The following is a 471-nucleotide window of genomic DNA, read 5'->3' as shown; positions in this document are numbered from 1 at the left end:
ATAGAAATCAAAGGAATCCACAACATAGCCGCGAAAGACCCGGTCAATCAGGTTGCCCATGGCGCCACCGAGGATAAGACTGTAAGCGATGGCTTCTCCTTTATGACGATTTTCAAGGATCAGCTTGATCAGAAAAATCGAGACCACTACCGCGATTCCGATAAAAAAGTAGCGCTGCCAGCCTCCACCATTCGCAAAAAGACTGAATGCGGCACCGGTGTTCCATAGGTGCACCCAGTTAAAGAACGGGGTCACCGAAACATACTCGCCATAGGCCATTGATTGCTGCACCAGCCACTTTACAGCCTGATCAGACGCTGCCAGCAGGCCCGATATGGACAATAGGGCATACGGCGAGAGCTTTTTGCCAATAATGAGCATTATTTAACCCTTCAACGCCAAAATGCGTCTGGCACCGTTAAGTACAATGCCCCCCGCGATGGTGCCGATAATCAGATCCGGATAATTGGA

General features: G+C 49.9%; 1 protein-coding gene. It reads right to left on the bottom strand.

From position 1 onward, the window contains the following. Positions 1 to 381, bottom strand: a 381-nt coding sequence (gene lspA / locus CXF87_RS12385) for a signal peptidase II (RefSeq protein WP_101146799.1), incomplete at its 3' end; no start/stop codon positions are given. Positions 382 to 471 lie beyond the last annotated feature (90 nt).

It is taken from the genome of Halomonas sp. MES3-P3E (assembly GCF_002836035.1).
Classification (GTDB): Bacteria; Pseudomonadota; Gammaproteobacteria; order Pseudomonadales; family Halomonadaceae; genus Vreelandella; species Vreelandella arctica.
This window is presented reverse-complemented; position numbering and strand designations above follow the sequence as displayed.